General features: G+C 51.6%; 13 protein-coding genes. 3 read left to right on the forward strand and 10 right to left on the reverse strand.

All coding sequences use genetic code 11. The annotated features are described in order from the left end of the window. The 4 genes from QTL79_RS02005 to QTL79_RS02020 form a co-directional block, all read right to left on the reverse strand. A partial coding sequence (locus QTL79_RS02005; protein ID WP_346353263.1) for an amino acid permease occupies positions 1-1,364 on the reverse strand: 1,364 nt, incomplete at its 3' end. A gap of 17 nt (positions 1,365-1,381) precedes the next feature. Continuing rightward, a complete protein-coding gene (gene ilvA, locus QTL79_RS02010; protein WP_346353264.1) occupies positions 1,382-2,590 on the reverse strand; it encodes a threonine ammonia-lyase in 1,209 nt (402 codons plus the stop codon). A 120-nt stretch (positions 2,591-2,710) separates the two neighbouring features. Continuing rightward, on the reverse strand, positions 2,711-3,364 hold the full coding sequence (locus QTL79_RS02015) for a helix-turn-helix transcriptional regulator (protein ID WP_346353265.1): 654 nt from the start codon (positions 3,362-3,364) through the stop codon (positions 2,711-2,713). A 380-nt stretch (positions 3,365-3,744) separates the two neighbouring features. Then, a complete protein-coding gene (locus QTL79_RS02020) occupies positions 3,745-4,890 on the reverse strand; it encodes an efflux RND transporter periplasmic adaptor subunit (protein ID WP_346353266.1) in 1,146 nt (381 codons plus the stop codon). A 146-nt stretch (positions 4,891-5,036) separates the two neighbouring features. On the opposite strand from QTL79_RS02020, the gene QTL79_RS02025 reads away from it, so the two are divergent. Further along, entirely contained in the window at positions 5,037-5,879 is an 843-nt protein-coding gene (locus QTL79_RS02025) for a hypothetical protein (RefSeq protein WP_346353267.1), read from the forward strand. Positions 5,880-5,939: 60 nt separating this feature from the next. Here QTL79_RS02025 and QTL79_RS02030 read toward each other — a convergent pair whose 3' ends face one another. Then, positions 5,940-7,205 (reverse strand): cation:dicarboxylate symporter family transporter, encoded by a 1,266-nt coding sequence (locus QTL79_RS02030; RefSeq protein ID WP_346353268.1) that lies wholly within the window; start codon positions 7,203-7,205, stop codon positions 5,940-5,942. Positions 7,206-7,429: 224 nt separating this feature from the next. Here QTL79_RS02030 and QTL79_RS02035 point away from each other — a divergent pair, with 224 nt between their 5' ends. Further along, positions 7,430-8,722 (forward strand): sensor histidine kinase, encoded by a 1,293-nt coding sequence (locus tag QTL79_RS02035; RefSeq protein WP_346353269.1) that lies wholly within the window; start codon positions 7,430-7,432, stop codon positions 8,720-8,722. Between the two features lie 4 nt (positions 8,723-8,726). Beyond that, positions 8,727-9,650, forward strand: coding sequence for a DNA-binding domain-containing protein (locus tag QTL79_RS02040; protein ID WP_346353270.1), 924 nt, complete (start codon positions 8,727-8,729; stop codon positions 9,648-9,650). Between the two features lie 88 nt (positions 9,651-9,738). On the opposite strand, the gene QTL79_RS02045 is transcribed toward QTL79_RS02040, so the two are convergent. From QTL79_RS02045 to QTL79_RS02065, 5 genes are all read right to left on the reverse strand, one after another. Beyond that, the gene (locus QTL79_RS02045; protein WP_346353271.1) at positions 9,739-11,046 is read right to left on the reverse strand and encodes a TolC family protein; all 1,308 of its coding nucleotides are present in this window, start codon (positions 11,044-11,046) and stop codon (positions 9,739-9,741) included. Positions 11,047-11,069: 23 nt separating this feature from the next. Continuing rightward, positions 11,070-14,165 (reverse strand): efflux RND transporter permease subunit, encoded by a 3,096-nt coding sequence (locus QTL79_RS02050; protein WP_346353272.1) that lies wholly within the window; start codon positions 14,163-14,165, stop codon positions 11,070-11,072. Then, the gene (locus QTL79_RS02055) at positions 14,162-15,259 is read right to left on the reverse strand and encodes an efflux RND transporter periplasmic adaptor subunit (RefSeq protein WP_346353273.1); all 1,098 of its coding nucleotides are present in this window, start codon (positions 15,257-15,259) and stop codon (positions 14,162-14,164) included. The genes QTL79_RS02050 and QTL79_RS02055 overlap by 4 nt, the downstream gene beginning before the upstream one ends. A gap of 98 nt (positions 15,260-15,357) precedes the next feature. Continuing rightward, on the reverse strand, positions 15,358-15,969 hold the full coding sequence (locus QTL79_RS02060; protein ID WP_346353274.1) for a TetR/AcrR family transcriptional regulator: 612 nt from the start codon (positions 15,967-15,969) through the stop codon (positions 15,358-15,360). An 86-nt stretch (positions 15,970-16,055) separates the two neighbouring features. After that, positions 16,056-17,030, reverse strand: coding sequence for an ATP-dependent 6-phosphofructokinase (locus QTL79_RS02065; RefSeq protein ID WP_346353275.1), 975 nt, complete (start codon positions 17,028-17,030; stop codon positions 16,056-16,058). Between the last annotated feature and the right edge of the window lie 196 nt (positions 17,031-17,226).

Consider the following 17,226-nt stretch of genomic DNA (forward strand, 5'->3'; position numbering starts at 1 on the left):
TCATGCAGCGTCTGACGTTTGCCCATGCCAAAGATGTAATAGCTGGCAATGACGATCGCGCAGAACACTGCGCCGACGATCAGCGATACCTGCGTATCGGAGTTGAACCACATGCCGACCAGTACGCAGCAGAGGAACACAATCGTGAAATAGTTGCTGATCGGATAGAACGGCGATTTGAAAGGATGATTCGGCATTTCAGCCGCCCATTTCTTGCGGAAGCTCAGTTGCGCAATCGCCAAGACAAACCAGGGAATCATGCCAGGCAGGATGCTGGCGCTGTAGATATAGATGAACAGTTTGGAATCCGGTGCGATAAAGTTGAAGAATACGCCAAGCAGCAGACAGCCGATTGTGGTCATGATGCTGTTCGACGGTACGCCGCTTTCGGATACTTTGCCGAAGAATTTCGGCGCCTGGCCGTTTTGCGCCAGCGTGTAGAGCATGCGGCCCGCGCTGTAGATGCCGCTGTTACAGCCGGACATGGCCGCGGTTAAAACAACGAAGTTGATGATGCCGGCAGCGGCTACGATGCCGACTTTGGCAAAGGTCATAACGAACGGGCTGCCGATGGTGCCGATTTGATTCCAGGGATAGATGGACAGGATAACGAAGATCGCGCCGATGTAGAAAATCAGGATACGCCAGATGATGTTTTTCGTTGCTTTGCGCAGCGTGTTTTTCGGATCTTCGGCTTCGCCGGCCGTGATGCCGACGAGTTCAACGCCTTGGTACGCCGCGGTAACTAAACAGAGTGCGAAGAGGAAGCCTTCGAGACCGCCCGGGAAGAAACCGCCGTGATTAAAGAGGTTGCCGATGCCCATCGGCACGCCGCCGTTGCCGATACCGAAAGCGATGATGCCAACGCCGATGACCAGCATTGTGATGATGGCCGCTACTTTAATGAGTGCAAACCAGAATTCGAATTCGCCGTAGTATTTAACTGCTGCCATGTTGGCCGCAGCGACGATCGCAACGCCTGCGAGTGCAGGAATCCACTGTGCGACGTCCGGAAACCAATAATTACAATAAATGCCGATTGCGGTGACCTCGGCCATGCCGACGGTGACCCAGAGGAACCAGTAACACCAGGCGGTCAGATAACCGACCAACGGATGAATGTATTTATGCGCATAGGTGGCGAAGGAACCGGTGACCGGTTCGAGGAACAGCATTTCGCCCATGATCCGCATAACGAAGAACATAACCATGCCGGCTAACGCATAGGCGAGAAGAACCGACGGTCCTGCCCACTTGATGGTGCTTGCCGAACCCATGAATAGACCTACGCCGATTGTGCCGCCCAAAGCGATCAGTTCGATATGACGCGCTTTAAGACCCCTGGTAAGTTGTTTCTCTTCCATACTCTCTTACCTCTCTCTTATCGTATATTTACGCAGTATTGGTTTTGTTCCATCAGGTGCTTCAATCTTTGGATATGATCGTCATCTGCAGTCTCGAGTTCCAGTTCCACTCTGGCATAACCAAGCGAAACGCCGCGGTTTTCACGGTTGTGCGTAACGGCAACGACATTCGCGCCCGCACCGGCAATCAATTCGAGCAACTTGCAGAGCATGCCCGGTTTGTCCGAAACGATCGTGTCAAAAAACACTTTGCGTCCGGTCTTACCAAGGCCCTGGTTGATGATTCGACTCATCGTGTTGACGTCAATGTTGCCGCCGCTGATGATCGCCGCCATTTTCGTCTTTTGGAACTGCGGCAAACGATGCAGGATCGCAGCTACCGCTGCGGCGCCCGCGCCTTCAGAAACCGTCTTCACGCGTTCCAGAAGCAGGAGAATCGCTCCGGCAATCTCTTCCTCATCCACCACGACGATGTCATCGACATATTTCTGCACGATGTCAAACGTCATGCTGCCCGGAGTCTTGACCGCAATGCCGTCGGCAATCGTCGGCGGTCCGGAAATCGTCGTTACCTTGCCGCAAGCGCGCGATTCGAGCATCGACGGCATATTCTTGGTCTGCACGCCGATCACCTTGATCTTCGGATTGCTCTCTTTCAGCGCGATCGCCACGCCGGCAATCAAGCCGCCGCCGCCGATCGGCACCACGACAGTCTCCACCTCCGGCATATCCTCCAACAGCTCCAGACCGATCGTCCCCTGTCCGGCAATGACCAAAGGATCATTAAACGGATGGATGAAGGTCGACTTCTCCTCCGCTTCAATCTGGCGCGCCATTGCATAGGCTTCGTCATAGACATCGCCATGCAAAACGACTTTGCCGCCATAGCCGCGAGTCGCATTGACCTTGGATAATGGAGCATGCCGCGGCATCACGATCGTCGACTTGATGCCAAACACCGTCGACGCGAGCGCAACGCCCTGCGCATGATTGCCGGCCGAAGAGGCGATCACCCCATGGGCCTTTTCCGTTTCACTCAAATTAGCGATCTTATTGTATGCACCACGCAATTTGAACGATCCGGTTCGTTGCAGATTCTCCATTTTGATATGAACCAGATTACCGGTCATGTCGCTGACTGTATTCGTGTAAGCCAGGCTTGTCCGGCAAATAACCCCTGCCAAGGTTTCTCGGGCTTTCTCTATTTCTCCCAACGAGACATACATTTTGACTACTCCTTCCTATCCATACTATCCATAATTTTCGCACCACGATGTTCACTCTATATCGTAACCGGAGCAGCGATTTTTTTGCCGAAAGACCGTGCATCCGGGTGGTACCTGCTTTTACTTGTTTGACAGATAACGATAAATCGTACTTTCTGACGACTTCAAGCGAATCGCGACTTTGGGAATCGCGCCCTTGATCTTGAAGATGCCGTTCTTACTCAACTCTTGGACGATTGCGCTTTTTTCCTCGCTGCTCATCCGTTCCACCGGCACTTTATACCTGGAAGATACTTTTTTGAACGCTTCTTCCACCACCAAGTCGAGCGAAGGCGTCAGCGACTCGGTCACTTCTTCCTGCTCCGAAATAACCGGCACATTCTGCAACAGCGTCGTCAGCGAATCGCCGAGAATTTTGCTGGCCTGATTTTCAGGCGAATTGAGGATGTTGACGCAAAGCATGCCGATCAACGTTCCTTCCTCGTCCTTTATATAATAGGTAGAAGAAATCAATTTTTCGCCGCTGTCGGTACGGCTGCGATAATTAACCAAGGAATTCTGTCCCTGATAGCCTTTGTTTTCCAGCAGCTTGAATCCAAGATCCGTCAGCGGACAGCCTAGGTACCGGCCGCTGATGTAACCGTTGCGAATCGCAATAACCGAATTCTCCGCATCCACGATATCATGCAACAGCACTTCGCAATGCGAACCGATGATATCCGCAATGAAATCCACCAGCGGAATATACATTGCAAGCTTCTTTTTATAGCTCATTGACGCCACCCTCTTGTAAACTTCCCAAATTATCTTTGTTTTCTTACTTCTTCATCGCGCGATAAATTCCTCCTATGCTAAGATTTTTTTATCATACTATTCTTTTAATTAACTACTATTTTTTATTTTGTTCTCCCCAGAAAGTACTTTAGTCTTTTAAGCGTCGTTTCAATTGTTTTATTCTTCTCACTTTTAAGATGTTTTTTCTTCATATGATAATTTTTTATCATCATTTTGACGCTAAAATTTTTTTTAAAAAATCCGCATTATTTTCAGTTACGCATAACAGCAGCAAACAAAAAGAAGTGTAACATATTGTCGTTTTAACAATACGCTGCACTTCTTCCTTCTTATTTCGAACACTTCTGCATTAGCTTCAACTACTCAACTTGTTTTCCGTCCCACAAAGTCTGCACGCCCGACACCACGACGACGTCGCCCGGCTGCAGACCGTCGACGATTTGCACGTTCTCCGCATCGCGGCTACGCAGTTTGACGACGCGCGCTACGGCGGCATGATCGACAACGACCCAGACGGCGGGCAGTGCGTCACGCTGTATGACCGCGGTAAGCGGCACGATCACTTCCGGTTTCACCGAGCCGACGCCGCCCGCCGTTACGGCAGCCGTCATGCCGTACTTCACTTCCGGCGGCGGATTGATCAGTGTCAGGCGAACATTGGCCACATTCGCTCCGTCCTGGCTGACCGCTGATGTCGCATCACGCAGCCTGGCTTCGACACTCACACCAGGCAGCGCTTCAAAGCTGACCTTGATTGTCTCCATCTTGCGGAAGCCCTCGAGCTGCTCTTCCGGCACGACAATAGCAATTTCCTTCGCACCCGAACCTTCCCTGACCAAAGTCAGCACCCGCTGTCCGGCGCTGACCGAGTCGCCAAGCTTCGCATCCAAACCGATGACCATCCCGGCATAGTCTGTCTTGAGTACGCCCGGCGCGACCGGAGCGCTGCTGCGTGTAACGGTTCCACCGGCCTGCCGCGCTTGCTGCAGATTCGCCATGGCCGCATCATAAGCGGCCTGGTAACGTTCGAACATGACCCGGCTGATAGCGCCCTGCTTGTATAACTGGCCAAATGTATTCAGATTCGCTTCCGCCTTGGCGACTTCCGCCTGCGCCGCCTCGACGCCGACGCCGCTGCTCGTTCCCGCAGCTTCCTGCGTCACGGTGACCGCCAGTCGCATCAGAACGTCGCCGTTTTTCACCGCCGAACCGACATCCGCCAAAATTTCAGAGACGCGACCGCTGGCCGAGAAACTCATCGGGATCTCATAGCGTCCGCGCACCACGCCGCTGAAGGCATAGGCGGTCGCATCACCGGCCGGGCCGACCGTCTGCGTTTTCACAATCAAGCGATCCTGTACCCTGCCCTTTTCAAAAATCGCCTTGTATTGCCAGGCCGCAAACAGGCAGACCAGCACTAAGCAACTTGTCATAATATAATAAGCTTTACGCCCCAGCACGAATTCCTTCGTCGGAATGGGAATCTCTGTTTTATCTGGTTTCATTGCATTTTACTCCTATTTCTGAGCGTAACACGTTCTGCTTAAATAACTGTAACATAATATGCCCGCCCTGCCAACCTTTCTACAGGCAGGAAACAAGACCTGCCAACCCGAATTACCCTTTATAACCATACTAGGAGGGATGCAACATGGACCAACCCCATCATAAAGCCGGCAACGCCGCCTGGCATCGTCTGGCCAAAGCAGACCGGGACTGGATTGCCGCCCTCTTGCAGGAACGCTACCAGCACACGGTCGGCGAACGCCGTGAAAAACCGAAGAAGCCGGAATGTACGGCGATCTTGCGCAGCGTCTACGAAGAAGTGCTCGCCAAAGATCTGCCGCTCAGCTATACGGATCTGATGGAATATTTTCTCGCGCATCTGGATCGCTATCAGAAGCGTCTGCAAAAAGCGGCCGGGCGGCAGCAAGTCTCCGCCAAACTGGAAGCAATCGAGAGCAGCAAGGATGTGCTCAAGACGAAGAAACGCACGCCGGCCGATGAGCCAGCCCGGCTTTGCGGCGTCTGGTTCGAAGGCTTTCAACCGGAGGAAAACGGCTTTACGGCGATTTTGCACCACGCTAACGTTGAGCTGAGTCAAATTAGCTTTGTCGATGACGAAGTGACGTTCATCCCCGAACCGGATAAGCATATGTTGCGCAAGATCTTAAAGATCCTGACGGAAAGCGCCAACAGCTACTATCATAAGAAATTTCTCAACGCACCGGGCAAAAACGATCGTCTGCCGACCTTTCTGCGCCGTCTCGGCGAACTGCAGCTTCTGAAAAACCGTTATCTGGCTCAACGCGAAGCGCAAGGCGGACAGAACCCGCTGATGTTCCTGCCGGGCTGGAACCTGGGCAGCAGCGCAGCGCCGCCGTGGGAAGCGATCGTATTTCCTGCGACGGAAAAGGACTGCAATGCACTCTTGGCCGCACAGGGAAAAAAATCATTCGTCTTTCGTCAGCCGAATGATTTTTGGATTCAATAAGAAACATAAAACCCACGCGCTACCGTAACGGCTTGTAGCGCGTGGGTTTTTCTCATTGTCTTACGCAGCCTGACGCAAAATTTCCTCTTCTTTTTTCTCGTCATACTGTTTTTCCGATTTGGAAATGACGATCGCAGCCAGTGCATTGCCGATGACATTGACGACGGTTCTGGCCATATCTAAGAAGCGATCGACGCCGGCAATGAACGCCAAGCCTTCCGCCGGAATACCGACCGTACCCAGCGTCGCCAGGAGCACGACGAACGATACGCCGGGAACGCCGGCAATGCCTTTGGACGTAACCATCAAGACCACCATCAGATTGATCTGCTGCGCAACCGACAGCTCGATACCGTACATTTGTGCGAGGAAGATCGCAGCCACCGCCTGATAGAGCGTAGAGCCGGTCAGGTTAAACGAGTAACCGGTCGGGATCACGAAAGACGTGATCGCTTTCGGACAGCCCATCTGTTCCATTTTCGTCATGATGTTCGGCAGTACCGCTTCCGAGCTGGCTGTAGTATAAGCGAGAATCAATTCATCTTTCAACACGCGGATCAGGTTCATGATTTTCAGACCATAGACGCGCGCAATCAGCGCCAATACGCTAAAGACGAAGAAGAACATCGAACCATACACCGTGACGACCAGCTTGCCGAGCGGGATCAGCGACTGCAGGCCGAATTTGGCAACCGTGCTGCCGATCAGCGCGAATACGCCGAACGGTGCAAATTTCATGATCTGGTTGGTCACCCAGAACATTGCTTCGGCCATGCCTTCGAAGAAATGCAGAACCGGTTTGCCTTTTTCGCCGATGGCCGCAACGCCGAGGCCGAAGATGACCGAGAAGAAAATGATCGGCAGCATATCGCCTTTGGCCAGCACGTCAAATACGTTGCTTGGCACGATATTTACGAAGGTGTCGGCAAAACTGTGATGGCCGACCGATTCTGCCGTATTCACATAGTTTGAGATATTGCTTTTTGCCAACGAGCCCATATTGTCAATTCCAATGCCCGGTTTGACGATATTGCCGATCAGCAGCCCCATCACAATCGCAATCGTTGTGACGACTTCAAAAAACAGGATTGTTTTGCCGCCGATCTTGCCCAGTTTTTTTGTGTCACCGACGCCGGCAATGCCGACAATCAGCGAAGAAAGGACGATCGGTGCGACAATCATCTTGATCATGCGGATAAATATATCGCCGATGGGCTTGAGGTATCCCTCGATATTGGGATCGCCATAATAAAATGCGCCAACAGCGACGCCAAGGATAAGACCGATGAGGATTTGCGTTCCAAGACCAAATTTCATTTTTTTCATTTTCATCTACCCTTTCTTACTTCTCTGGTTGATGAGGATGAGTTGCATGGGCCTCTTCCAACCTCTGCTTTTACTCTATCACCCAGCCTACAGAATCCAACAAAATCCGAAAAACTATCGGAAAATTTTTAATAGCCTGCCTAGAAGCATTCTCATTTTTCTGCTATCCTGTAACGAGGGTCACTCACTTTCCTGTTATACTATATAGAAAAGGGTTTTCATTTATGAATAAGAATCTTTTGGCGTTGTGCCTCATGCTGCTCGTCGTTCCGCTCGCCGGCGAACTTAAGTTTTTCCCTTTCGGCGGCGATTTTCATTCGTTTCGCGTCAGTTTCGGTTCACCGGCTTTTTTGTTTTTCCTCCTCTGGCTGCGCCATATCTCCTTCGCGCGTTCGGGCTTTCTGACCGGTTGTTCCGTGTTGCTGTTTCGCATCGCATTGGACATCGGCAATGGCAATTACAACGCAACCGACAGCTTTTTTCTCCATCTGCCGGCCTTCTTTTACTACATCACCTACGCCCTGCTCTTTCAGCTTGGCCGCGCCAAAGAAGCCTACGACAGGCCGCTGCGCATCGGCGCGCTGGCCGTCAGCGCCGAAATCGGCGCAAGCCTGGCCGAACTCGTCTTATCGATCAGTCATGCCAATGCCGCAGCCATTTTCACTGCGCCGATCCTGACGGAAATTTTTATCGCCGCGATCATCCGCAGCTTTTTCGTTTTAAGTTTTTTCTTTATCATGGAACTTCGTCAGGCTGAATTCGTCACCGAGCAGCAGCGGGAACAAAATAAAAATATGCTGCTGATCATTTCCGGCTTGTACGAAGAAGTGATCCAATTGAACAAATCAATGCAAAACGCCGAAGAGATTACGCGCGCGTGCTATACACTGTATCGCGATTTGCAAAACAGCCAGACGCTTTTCAATCGCAATCAGTTTGCGCAAAACATGTTGGAAATCGCCGGGCAGGTGCATGAAATCAAAAAAGATAACCAACGTATTTACGCCAGTCTGAGCCGTCTCATTTCCGACGGCAAGCTGAATGATTATCTGCCGGTTTCGGAGCTGGCGGAAATCATCATCCAGTCGCATCAAAAATACGCCCGTTCGCTCAATAAGCTCATCACTTTTCATTTGCATGTCTTGGGCGATATTCCGCCTCTGCACGTCTATACCGTTCTCTCACTGGTCAATAATCTGGTTGCGAACGCGGTCGAAGCGATCCAGGATATCGGCGCGATTGAAGTTTCCTTCCGTCGCAGCGCAGACTTTCTCGAACTGGGCGTGCGTGATTCCGGCCCCGGCGTCCCGACAAAAAAACAAAATCTGATCTTCCGCCCCGGCTACACGACGAAGTTTGATCAGTCCGGCACGCCTTCGACCGGGATGGGCTTGCCCTACATCCGCGATTTGGCGCAGAGCCTCGAAGGCAGCATCAGCCTGAAAACGCCCGACGACTCGCCCGGAGCCGTCTTTACGATCCGCCTGCCCCTGCAACATCTGACAAAGGAGAACTGAAGCCATGCGTTTTTTTATTGTGGATGATGATGAAGCAATTCGCTCGATGCTCAGCGAAATCATCGAAGATAACGATTTAGGTGAAGTCGTCGGCGAAGCCGACAATGGCGCTTCCGTCGACGCTCCGCTGTTAGCGATGAAGCGCGTCGATATTCTGCTGATCGATCTCTTAATGCCGCTGCGCGACGGAATCGAAACGGTACAGGCGATTCAGCCCGCTTTCGCGGGCCGCATCGTCATGCTGTCGCAAGTCGAAAACAAGGAAATGATCGCCTCCGCCTATCAGCTCGGCATTCACTACTACATCACCAAGCCAATCAATCGTATCGAAGTTCTCAGTATTTTGAAAAACGTGCTCGAACATGTCCGGCTGCAAAAAACGATCCGCAGTATCGAGCAAAATCTCTTCGCGCTGACGACCGGTCAAACCGCCTCTCCTCATGCTGCGCCAAGCTGCAAGCGCAGCACGCTGCGCTCCGCCGGACAGTTTTTGCTCGCCGAACTCGGCATGATCGGCGAAAGCGGCGGCAAAGACCTGCTCGACATCCTGGAATTTCTTTTTCAGCATCAGGAAGCGCATCCGCTCGACTACGAATTCCCCGCCCTGAAAGATATGTTTTCCCATGTCGCAATGAAGCGCCTGCAACTCAGCGACGCCGAGCACAGCGAAGTCAAAAAGGAGTGCAAGGCGCTCGAGCAGCGCATACGCCGGGCTATTTTCCAGGGTCTGAACCATCTGACCTGCTTAGGCGTCACCGATTACAGCAATCCCAAATTCGAGGAATACGCGCCTAAGTTTTTCGATTTCAGCCAGGTTCGCAAAAGCATGCAGACGCTGCAGACCGAAGACAAGCTCTCGATCTCCGACACGCACATCAACAGCAAAAAATTCATCAAGGTTTTATTTTTAGAAGCGCAAAAGCGCTAATACTCGCTATTCTTTTAGCCATTACATATAATAAAAAAGGGCTGTGGATGACTTATCGCTAAGTTTTCCACGGCCCTTTTCATCATTCTTAATTTACTGTAACGCCCATTGCGTGTTCAACCTGCGCTTTTCCGGTATTGTAGTCATACAGTGCCTGCGTATAATTGGTTCTGGCTTTCGCTAACGCCAATTCGGAATCGATGACGTCGAGATTCGTTCCGACCCCCGCTTGATATCGTTCCTGCGCCAGTGAAAAATCGAGTTCGGCATGCTCGACCGCCACCTTGTTTGTCTCAATCCTTTTTTCCGCTTCTTTCAGCGTCAGATACGCACTGCTCGCTTCGAGCGATATCGAATCGCGGGTCTGCTGCGCCTGCTGTCCGGCGATTGTAAGTGCAGCATCAGCCTGTTTGATTTTCGACTCCGTCTGGCCGGAATCAAAGATATTGTATTTTGCCAGCAGCGTTATGCTTTTCGTATTGTAGTTCCAGCCCGGCGAAGCCGTATCCTGCCAGCTTGAGCTGGCGGTAAGAGCGACGCTCGGCAGCTTATCCCCTTTGGCGATCTTGATTTGATCCTGTGCGACGCCGAGTGAGAGTTGCGCCTCCGCCATTTCCGGCCGCTTCGTCAGGGCCGTGTCTACGCATTCCTCGATCGTCAGCGGGTACGGCTGGTATTCAAGGCTTTCTTTTGTCCTAATGCTTTCGTACAGAGGTAAACCCATGATCGTATTGAGATTGAAAACCGCAACATCATAATTGTTTTGCGCCTTGATCAAACTATCCTGCGCATTGGCCCATTGCACCTTCGTCTGCAGCACGTCCACTTTAGCAACCGTACCGGCATCAAACTGGTTCTGCACATTTTTCAGATGCGCCGCAAAATCATCGACCGACTGCCTGGCAATATCACGCAGATTAAGGCTTTGCAGCACATTAAAATAGGCGCGCGTCGTATCCAATTTCAACTGCTGCTTGGTTTGGCTTTCGCTCAGTACAGCAATTTGACTGCTCTTTTTCGCCTGCGCAATCGTATTCTCCACCTTGCCGCCGGTATAAAGAGACAGCGTAGCACTAATCTGATTGCTAAAGTGATTATAATACGGCACCTGCCATACCGCCGACTGATTCACCCAGGACGGCGGCGCATCCGTGCGCGTTTGCTGATAGGTATAATCGATACTGACGCCTTGGGCGGCCTGCGCCTGCTTGACTGTCCAAGCCGCCTTTTCTTTCTGCCCTTCGGCAATCTTTATGCTGGGATTGTTTTTCAGAGCCAACTCAATGCTCTCCGACAGCGTTAATTCGCGTCCGGTATTTTCCATCGCCCAGGCAGACGGCCCCGCCAAAAGCAGGAGCATCGCCAAGGCCGTCAGGCAGTATCGCACTCGTTTCATTCGTTCGTTCTTCCTTCCACTTTTCACTCTTTAACGCTCGCCGGCACATCTTCCTGGTGACAGCTCGGCGGATAGACCTTATACCAGGCCGCGTACATCGTCGGCAGCACCAAGAGCGTCAATACGGTAGCGCCAAACAAGCCCGCCGCAATCGCGACAGCCATCGGCCCCCAGAATACGCTGCTGATCAGCGGGATCATGCCCAAGATCGCGGCGGCTGCCGTCAGCATGATGGGCCGGAAACGGATTACGGTTGCCTTGATAATCGCATCCCACATGCACTCGCCTGCAACCATCAATTGTTCAATCTGATCCATTAAGATGATGGAGTTACGCATGATGATCCCGGCCAAGGCCAATATCCCCAGTTGCACAACAAAGCCCATTGCCTTGCCGGTGATCAATAGTCCCAAGCTGACGCCGATAATGCCAAGCGGCGCGGTCAAAAGCGTCAGGAGCATCTTGCCCATATTTTGCAGTTGCAGCATCAGCAAAACCAAAATAATAATGATCATCGCCGGTACCGGCCCCAGCATCAACTTGCTTGATTTTATGCTTTGTTCGAGCGGCCCGTCGAGTTCGATACTGTAGCCGGGCGGCAAGCTTTGGCGCAGTTGCGCCAAATCATCATAAATCTGCTGCGCTACATCATTGCCGGTAACGCCCGGTTCGATCTCGCCCTGAATGATAATCGTCGGTTTTAAATCACGTCGCCAAATTAAGCCTTCTTCGGCGTCATACGAAATCTTCGCAATTTGGTCAAGCGGCACGTAGCGTCCGTTGCCGATATGCACATTGCAGTTCTTTACCTGTGCTAAATTATTTCGATCGAGTGAGTCCATACGGAACACGATACCGACCGTCTTGTCATTTTCCCTGAACTCACCGATGCCCACGCCGGACAGTTGCGTCTGCAGCGATGTCGCGAGACTTTTCTTATCAACACCCAACATTCTTGCCTTGTCCTGATCGATTTCAAGCCGCATGACCTTGCTTTTTTCGTCCCAGTCATAACTGACGCCGCGCATCTTGCTGTTTTTTTGCATCGCATCGCGCACTTGCTTGGCAATTTCGCGCACCTGATCCGGATCATAGCCGCTTGCGCGAAGCATGACCGGATACGCGCTGGGCGGCCCGTTCGGCAATACCTTGCTGTGCATTCGTACGCCGGCAAACGTTTCATCTTCAGCAAACATTTTCTCCATTTTTGCCGTGAAAGCATCTCTGGCTTTCGCATCTTTAGCGACAATAACGAACTCAGAGTAATACGGTTCGTTAAAGACCGGTTCCGCACAGAGCACGAAACGCGGCGCGCCTTCGCCGGTATGATAACTGTAGCTGGCTAATAACGGATCACCGTCAATGGCGGCGGCAAACTTTGCCGCGACATCTTCCGTCGCTTTAAGCGACGAACCGACCGGCAGCGTCAATCCGACGATCAGTTCCGGCCGCGTCGAGCTCGGGAAGAATTCCATCTTCACCAGCCCCATCAGACCGACTGCAGCGATGAAAGCCGCCAGTGTCAGCAAAAGCACCTTCTTGCGCTGATTTAGACACCATGTCAGAATCGATGTGAAGCGGCGATAAAACGGCGTATCGTAGATCGCATGCTCATCCTGCATCTCTTCGCCCGGCTTGATGCGGATGAACAGATAGCCGAAGAGCGGCGTCGCGGTACAGGCAACCACCCACGACAGCAAAAGTGCAATCGTCACTACGCTAAAAATGCTGCCGACATACTCCGAAGCTGTACCTTTTGAAAATCCTACCGGAATAAATCCTGCGCAGGTAATGAGCGCACCGGCCAGACGCGGATAAGCGGTCGCAGTATACGCATAGCAGGCTGCATTAAAGCGGTCATATCCCTGCTCCATTTTCACGACCATCGTTTCGATCGTGATAATCGCATCGTCAACGAGTAATCCAAGCGCAATGATTAACGCACCAAGCGAAATCTTTTGCAAATCAATGCCCAAAAGATACATGCATGTAAAGACGCCCGCAATGACCAGCGGAATGCACAGCGCGACAATCATGCCTGAACGCGCGCCGAGACTGATAAAGCTAACAATCAACACGATCAAGACCGCTTCCATCAGCGACTTGACGAATTCGTTGATGGATGTTTCAACCACCTTCGGTTGATTGGCCACCTGTCCAATTTCCATTCCGAGCGGCAGTTCATGTTTCAGCCGATCCACCGTTTCCTGCAGATTTTTTCCCAGCGTCAGTACATTGCCGCCTTTTTCCATCGATAAAGCTAAACCAATCGCCGGTTTACCGTTAAAGAACATTTTCGGATCGGAAGGATCGCTGTAGCTGCGAGTAACCTTCGCAATATCGCCCAAACGGAACGTTCTGTCGTTAGCTCGAATCGGCATACTGCGAACATCGTCCAGCTGTTCAAACATGCCGCTGATTCGCAAATTCACATTGTCGCTTGAAGTTTGCAACATGCCTGCAGCAGCCACTGCATTTTGCCCTTGCAATGAAGATATGATCAAGCTTGGATCAATACCGAGTTGCGCTAATTTGGCATTTTCCACTTCAATATAAATTTTTTCTGTCTGCACGCCAACCAGCGTCACTTTCTTAACGCTCGGCACGCCAAGCAAAATACGACGAATTTTTTCCGCCGACTCACGCAGTTCTTCATAGGAATATCCGTCGCCGCTGAGCGCGTAAATATTACCGAACACATCATCAAAGCGATCATTGAAGATCGGTTCCTGCACGCCGTCCGGCAACGACGAGCGAACATCGCTGACCATATTGCGCACTTCAAGCCAGGTCGGTCGTACCGCGCTTTCCGGCACCGTGTCTTTTAAATTCACATAAATAACAGTTTGTCCGGCCATCGAATAACTTTTCAAGTAATCGAGTCCTGGCGTATCCTGCAGCTTTTTCTCCAGTTTATCGGTCACCTGTTCTTCCACTTGCCGAGCAGTTGCTCCCGGCCAAACGGCAACGACCAACATTTGCTTGATCGTAAAATCCGGATCTTCCATTCTCCCCAGGTTGCGATACGAAAATACGCCCATTACAAACATTAGGATAACGAAAAACCAAATCAGCTGTTTGCGCGCCAGCGCCCACTGCGTAAAATTAAATTGTTTCACAGGCCGCCACCGCCTGTCTTAACCTGCTGCCCCTCCCACAGTTTATGCACGCCAGCAGTTACGACCACATCGCCATTTTTCAGACCTTCAATAACTTGCACCTGGTCATTGCCAAAGGCGCGTATTTTTACCGTGCGCAATGCGACCTGATTGTTCTCCACCACCCAAACCTGCGGCGTGCCGTTGTTTTGATAAATGGCCGCCAGCGGCAGTTCGACGCTGCTCGACTCATTGCCGCCATCCAATACGACGGTCGCCGTCATGCCGTACTTCAGTTCTTCCGGCGGGTTGTTCAGCGTAATCCGCACCTTGAACGTCCGGGATACTTTATCGGCAATCGGAGAAATTTCCCTTACCTTGCCCGTTAACGTTACATCTTTCAACGCCCAGAACGTTACTTTGCACTCTTTGGCCTTGCGCAGCTCTTCCACACGATTTTCCGGAACATTGATTTCCACTTCCTTCTCACCGTCACGCACCAACGTCAGCACTTTTTGCCCCTGACTGACAACTTGGCCGATTTCCGCATCCAGGCTGGCAATCACACCCGAACTGTCGGCGCGTAAGACGCTATAATCTAACTGATTCGCGCCCTGATTATATTGAGCCGATGCCTGCCTCACACTCGCAGCAGCCGTATCGTAACTGGTCCGATAACGATCATACTCCGCTTTGCTCACCGCACCGTTTTTATAGAGCTGCTCATAACGCTGCAGATTGGCCGCGGCCAGTTCCTGCTGCGCCTGCGCGGAGAAGACCTGCGCATCATATTGGTTGACGCCTTGCTGCAGATCCTTGCCGTCTATCGTCATCAGCACATCACCGGCCTGCACTCGGCTGCCCAGTTCAACGTTGCGGCGCAGAATCTTGCCGCCGACTTGAAAGCCCAGCTGCGTTTCATAGCGTCCGCGCACCTCGCCGGAATAGGAATAATTCTCTGCGCTGTTTTGTTGCGTGACCTGTTTTGTCCGCACGACCGGCACATGTTCGGCTGCGACCGGCGCGGAAAAAAAGCTGCGTCCGAGAAAGACCCCTGCCACAGCCACGCCGACGATCGCCGCGGCAAGATAATAATGATTGCGTTTCAAATTCATGTTTCCACTCCTCAATAAAATTTATATTTATTTTAATTAAACATTTGTTTAATTAAATTGTTTTTAAACGGACACCTGATCGTGTCCGTTGTTGTTTACTACTTTACCACACTGCGCAAAAATAATTCGATCGCTTCACGCAAATACCTTTCGCTTTGATCCTGTCCCGATCCATCTTCCAAAAAGACATTTGCCAGATCACGATCATTAAAATAGTATTGCGTCAAACTGACCAACGCCAGCGAAGCAACTCGTGTGTCAAAGTCAGCACGCAGTTCGCCGTCTGCGACGCCCCTCTTCAGAATCTCCCACATGTGCTTGCGAAATTTTTGCGCATGCTCAGCCATCTGCTCGGCATAAAATAGATTCGGATTTACGTTTTCACTCAACATCAGGCGATTAAAGCACGGACATTCTTCATAAACCTGTCGCGAAAAATTTGCAAATTGGCGAATTGCTTCAATTGCCGTTAGTTTCATATCATCCATCAATTGCATCAATCGATAGATAACTTCAAACTGCCGATCCAAAACTTCGACATACAGTTTTTCCTTGCCGCCAAAGTGGTAAGAAATCGAAGCAATGTTTACGCCAGCCGCTTCCGCTATTTCCTTAACTGAAACGCCGCTGAATCCTTTTTGCGCAAAGAGCAATGTGGCAGCAGCCAGAATCTTTGAAACGGTATTTTGTTCGCCCTGCCCTTCTCTCATTCAACGCAACCACCCTTCAAGACATTTTAAACGTTCATTTGAATTTATTATATCGTTCCGCAACAAACTTGTCCAGCGGTTATTTTTTAGTGCTTACCTAATATTTCTATCATCTTATAGAGACGCGAAAAACGCCCCTTCTCGCCTACCGTCCGCTCCGCATAGGGAACCAGGCAAGCCCGCTCCTGCTTCCAGCCGATCATGCCGCTGCCGCTTCGCTTGGCAATGCACTCTACCGCATGAAAGCCCAGTTCGCTGCTGATCAGATTGTCGAGCGCGGTCGGATGGCCGCCGCGTTGGATATAGCCGAGCGCCGTCGTCTGGCATTTGAAACCGGTAGATTTTGTAATCTGCGCCGCCACATCATGCGCGTCGCCTGCCCCTTCGGCCACGATGACGATCGTATACAGCTTGCCGCGCTGAAAGCCGCGACGCAGCGTGTCGCAAACTTCGGGCATTTCCATTTTGCGTTCCGGCACCAGCACCAGTTCCGCGCCGCAGGCGATGCCGAGAGTCAACGCGATATTGCCGGAATTCCGTCCCATGACTTCGACGACCGCTACTCGCTCGTGCGACTCGGTCGTATCGCGAATTTTGTTGATTGCATCGAACGCGTTGTTGACCGCCGTATCAAAGCCGATCGTGTAATCAGTGCCGGCCATGTCATTGTCAATCGTTGCCGGAATCACATAGGTGCGCAGCCAGCCGCCGCATTCCTCCTCCAGTGCGATCGCGCCCGCCATCGAACCGTCGCCGCCGATGACCACCAAATCTTCGATGCCCAGTGATTTTAGCTGCTCTGCCGCCAGTTTGCGCCCTTCCGGTTTGCGAAACTCTTCCGAGCGCGCCGTTTTCAGCATCGTTCCGCCGCGATGGATAATACCCGCAACCGCCTTGCTGTCAAGCAGCAAAAATGCGCCCTGCATCAGACCGTCATAGCCTCGTTCAACGCCAAGCACCTCATAGCCATAATGCGCGCCAACCCTTGCCACCGCGCGGATCGCCGCATTCATCCCCGGCGCATCGCCGCCGCTGGTCAACACCGCAATTCGTTTCTGCATAGCAAAATCTCTCCTTCATAAATAATTGACTGATGGATGACATATAACACGAAGACACGAAGAAAAATGAAAAGGCACAAAGATATTTTAAGCAGCGACTCATTCATGATTTCTTCCCCTCTTTGTTTTCTCTTCCCTTCTTCGTGTTAAAAACATTCCTATAAATCAAACGCCGCAGCAGACTTTATTCTGCCGC

Origin of the sequence: Azotosporobacter soli (assembly GCF_030542965.1) — a bacterium.
GTDB classification, from domain to species: Bacteria; Bacillota; Negativicutes; order SG130; family SG130; genus Azotosporobacter; species Azotosporobacter soli.

Excerpts from the sequence above, each read along its gene's own strand:
- ilvA (WP_346353264.1), bottom strand. The coding sequence starts at position 2,590 with ATGTATGTCTCGTTGGGAGAAATAGAGAAAGCCCGAGAAACCTTGGCA.
- QTL79_RS02015 (WP_346353265.1), bottom strand. The coding sequence starts at position 3,364 with ATGAGCTATAAAAAGAAGCTTGCAATGTATATTCCGCTGGTGGATTTC.
- QTL79_RS02020 (WP_346353266.1), bottom strand. The coding sequence starts at position 4,890 with ATGAAACCAGATAAAACAGAGATTCCCATTCCGACGAAGGAATTCGTG.
- QTL79_RS02025 (WP_346353267.1), top strand. The coding sequence starts at position 5,037 with ATGGACCAACCCCATCATAAAGCCGGCAACGCCGCCTGGCATCGTCTG.
- QTL79_RS02030 (WP_346353268.1), bottom strand. The coding sequence starts at position 7,205 with ATGAAAAAAATGAAATTTGGTCTTGGAACGCAAATCCTCATCGGTCTT.
- QTL79_RS02035 (WP_346353269.1), top strand. The coding sequence starts at position 7,430 with ATGAATAAGAATCTTTTGGCGTTGTGCCTCATGCTGCTCGTCGTTCCG.
- QTL79_RS02040 (WP_346353270.1), top strand. The coding sequence starts at position 8,727 with ATGCGTTTTTTTATTGTGGATGATGATGAAGCAATTCGCTCGATGCTC.
- QTL79_RS02045 (WP_346353271.1), bottom strand. The coding sequence starts at position 11,046 with ATGAAACGAGTGCGATACTGCCTGACGGCCTTGGCGATGCTCCTGCTT.
- QTL79_RS02055 (WP_346353273.1), bottom strand. The coding sequence starts at position 15,259 with ATGAATTTGAAACGCAATCATTATTATCTTGCCGCGGCGATCGTCGGC.
- QTL79_RS02060 (WP_346353274.1), bottom strand. The coding sequence starts at position 15,969 with ATGAGAGAAGGGCAGGGCGAACAAAATACCGTTTCAAAGATTCTGGCT.
- QTL79_RS02065 (WP_346353275.1), bottom strand. The coding sequence starts at position 17,030 with ATGCAGAAACGAATTGCGGTGTTGACCAGCGGCGGCGATGCGCCGGGG.